The sequence below is a fragment of the Actinosynnema sp. NPDC059797 genome (assembly GCF_042732085.1).
Taxonomy (GTDB): Bacteria; Actinomycetota; Actinomycetes; order Mycobacteriales; family Pseudonocardiaceae; genus Actinosynnema.
This window is the reverse complement of the sequence record NZ_JBHWIE010000599.1, coordinates 1-2,895: the sequence shown is the minus strand read 5'-3', so window position 1 is coordinate 2,895 and position 2,895 is coordinate 1. Positions and strand designations below refer to the sequence as shown.

Annotated in this window: 4 protein-coding genes; all 4 read left to right on the top strand. The window is 74.7% G+C overall.

Features of this window, described 5'->3' with window-relative positions; all coding sequences use genetic code 11:
- The coding region (locus ACFV4N_RS42245) for a helix-turn-helix domain-containing protein (protein WP_499678319.1) at positions 1-416 on the top strand (416 nt) is incomplete at its 5' end.
- Between the two features lie 47 nt (positions 417-463).
- Positions 464-880, top strand: coding sequence for an acyl-CoA thioesterase (locus tag ACFV4N_RS42240; RefSeq protein ID WP_499678318.1), 417 nt, complete (start codon positions 464-466; stop codon positions 878-880).
- Complete coding sequence (locus tag ACFV4N_RS42235; RefSeq protein WP_499678317.1) at positions 877-1,977, top strand: alcohol dehydrogenase catalytic domain-containing protein; 1,101 nt, start codon at positions 877-879, stop codon at positions 1,975-1,977. Before ACFV4N_RS42240 ends, ACFV4N_RS42235 begins: the two co-directional genes overlap by 4 nt.
- 86 nt (positions 1,978-2,063) lie before the next feature.
- Positions 2,064-2,843 (top strand): cyclase family protein, encoded by a 780-nt coding sequence (locus ACFV4N_RS42230; RefSeq protein WP_499678316.1) that lies wholly within the window; start codon positions 2,064-2,066, stop codon positions 2,841-2,843.
- Positions 2,844-2,895 lie beyond the last annotated feature (52 nt).

The window sequence follows — 2,895 nt, the reverse complement described above, 5'->3', positions numbered from 1 at the left end:
GTGTCAGCGGCACCGCCATGGAGCTGGCCAAGACCGAGCTGTTCTACGGCCACCGGCTGCGGCGCGGGCGCCGCCCCCGGGCCGCCCGGGAGCTGCTGCGCGACGCGGTGAAGATCTTCGAGAGCTACGAGGCCGACCGCTGGACCGCGCGGGCCCGCGCCGAGCTGCGCGCGGCGGGCGACACCGTCGCCGGCCCGCCGGGAGGTCCGGCCGGCGGCCCGCCCGGCGCGGACCCCGCCGCCGAGCTGACCGCGCAGCAGGTGCGGATCGCCCGCCTGGTCGCCGAGGGCGCGACCAACCGCGAGGTCGCGGCCCGCCTGTTCCTGAGCCACCGCACCGTCGAGCACCACCTGCGCAACATCTTCGCCAAGCTCGGCGTGCGGTCCCGCGTCGAGCTGACCAGGGTGCTCGACTGAGGACCGACCAGACCCGACGGCACGGCCCAACAGGAACAGGAGGTCGCGTGCGCGAGGACTACCGCCACTGGCAGCGGATCCCGACCCGCTGGCACGACAACGACGTGTACGGGCACGTCAACAACGTCGTGCACTACGCGTTCATGGACACGGTGATCAACACGTGGCTCATCGGCGAGGCCGGGTTGGACATCCACCGCGGGCAGGCGATCGGGCTGTGCGTGGAGTCCCACTGCAACTACCGCGCGTCCATCGCGTTCCCCGAGGCCGTCGACGCGGGCCTGCGCATCGGGCACCTGGGCCGCTCCAGCGTCCGCTACGAGGTCGGCTTCTACCCCGAGGGCCGGGACGACGTGGTGGCCGAGGGCCACTTCGTGCACGTGTTCGTCGACCGGGGGACGCGCAAGCCGGTGGAGATCCCGGTGGACCTGCGCGGCGCGATGGCGGGGCTGGTGGTCGCATGAGGACGCGAGGCGCGGTGCTGACCGAGGTCGGCGGACCGCTGGAGGTCGTCGACCTCGAACTCGACCCGCCCGGCCCCGGCGAGCTGCTGGTGCGGGTGCGCGCCACCGGGCTGTGCCACTCGGACCTGTCCGTCATCGACGGCTCCCGCGTCCGGCCGCTGCCCATGGTGCTCGGCCACGAGGCCGCCGGCGAGGTCGTGGCCACCGGTCCCGGCGCGTCGGAGTTCGCGGTGGGCGACCGGGTCGTGCTGTCGTTCGTGCCCGCGTGCGGCGCGTGCCGGTGGTGCGTGGCGGGCAGGCAGGCGCTGTGCGAGCCGGGCGCGGCGGCCAACCGGGCGGGCACGCTGCTCGGCGGCGAACGGCGGCTGCGGCTGCCCGACGGCACCCGGCCGCACCACCACCTGGGCGTGTCCGGGTTCGCCGAGCACGCCGTGGTGTCGGAGAAGTCCGCCACGCGCGTGCCCGACGACCTGCCCTTCGACGTGGCCGCCCTGTTCGGCTGCGCGGTGCTCACCGGCGCGGGCGCGGCGTTCTACAGCGCGGCCGTCGCGCCGGGGGACCGGGTCGCGGTATTCGGGCTCGGCGGCGTCGGCCTGGCCGCCCTGCTGGCCGCGCGGGCGGCGGGCGCGACGCAGGTCGTCGCCGTGGACGTGGTGGCGCGCAAGCGGGAGCTCGCCCTCGCGCTCGGCGCGACGGACGAGGTGGAGGGCGGCCCGGACGCGGTCGAGGCGGTGCGGTCGCTCACCGGCGGCGGCGCGGACAAGGTCATCGACACGACCGGCGTGGCCGCCGTGCTGGAGCAGGCGTACCTGGCCACCGGCGCGGGCGGCACCACGGTCACCGTCGGCCTGCCGCACCCCGACCGCACGGTGGCGCTGCCCGCGCTGAGCCTCGTCGCCGAGGAGCGCACGCTCAAGGGCAGCTACCTCGGGTCGTGCGTGCCCCGGCGGGACGTGCCGCGGTTCGTGGCGCTGCACCGGGCGGGGCTGCTGCCCGTGCACGAGCTGTTGTCGGGCCGGCTGTCACTGGAGGAGGTGAACCTCGGGTTCACCCGTTTGGCGTCCGGAGAAGCCGTCCGGCAGGTCATCGTGCCGTGATCACCTAGCAGGTACGGTTGCCCGGATCGAGTGACAGCTGAGCAGAGGAGTGGTCGTCGGTGCGCAGGCGGTCGATGCTCGCGGGTGTGGTTTCAGCAGTGGGCGGCACGATGGCCGCGGGCAGCGGGTCGGCGCAGGCGTCGGGCAGGCTCGGCCTGAGCGACTACCGGCTGGTCAACCTGGCGCACGTCAACGACCCGGACCGGACCAACGTCTACCCGGGCGACCCGGCGTTCAAGCTGACCACGGTCACCACCGTGCCCGAGCACGGCTTCTACCTCCAGTACGTCGAGCAGGGCGAGCACACCGGCACGCACTGGGGCGCGCCCGCGCACTTCAACGACGACCAGCCCCACGCCGACGAGCTGGACGCGGAGGACCTGTTCCTGCCCGCGGTCAAGGTCGACGTGCGCGAGCGGGCGGCGAGCGACGCCGACTACGAGGTGACCGTCGAGGACCTCCAGCTCTGGGAGAAGCGGCACGGCCGCATCCCGCGCGAGGCGGCGGTGGTGCTGTGGACCGGCTGGCAGGACCGCTGGGGCACGCCGGCGTTCTACAACTTCGACGAGGACGGGCAGATGCACCAGCCCGGGTTCTCGCTCGCGGCGGTGGAGTGGCTGGTCGCGACCGGCCGGCTGGGCAGGCGCGGCGCGCTCGGCACGGACACGTTCAGCCCCGAGCGGGCGCTGGACGTGGAGTACCGGGTGTCCAAGCTGCTCTACCGGGAGCGCCGGATCAGCCTGGAGGTCCTGGCCAACCTCGACCGGCTGCCCGAGCAGGGCGCGCACGTCCTGGTCGGCGGCGTGATCAACCGGCGCGGGTCCGGGTCGCCGGCGAGCGTGTACGCGTTCGTGCCCAAGCGCTGACGGCGGGCCGGTCCCGACGCGGCGGTGGGGGGGGGGGGGGGGGGCCCCCCCC

Bases quoted from the DNA above. Each gene is read 5' to 3' on its own strand.
- ACFV4N_RS42235 (WP_499678317.1), top strand. From the start codon at position 877: ATGAGGACGCGAGGCGCGGTGCTGACCGAGGTCGGCGGACCGCTGGAG.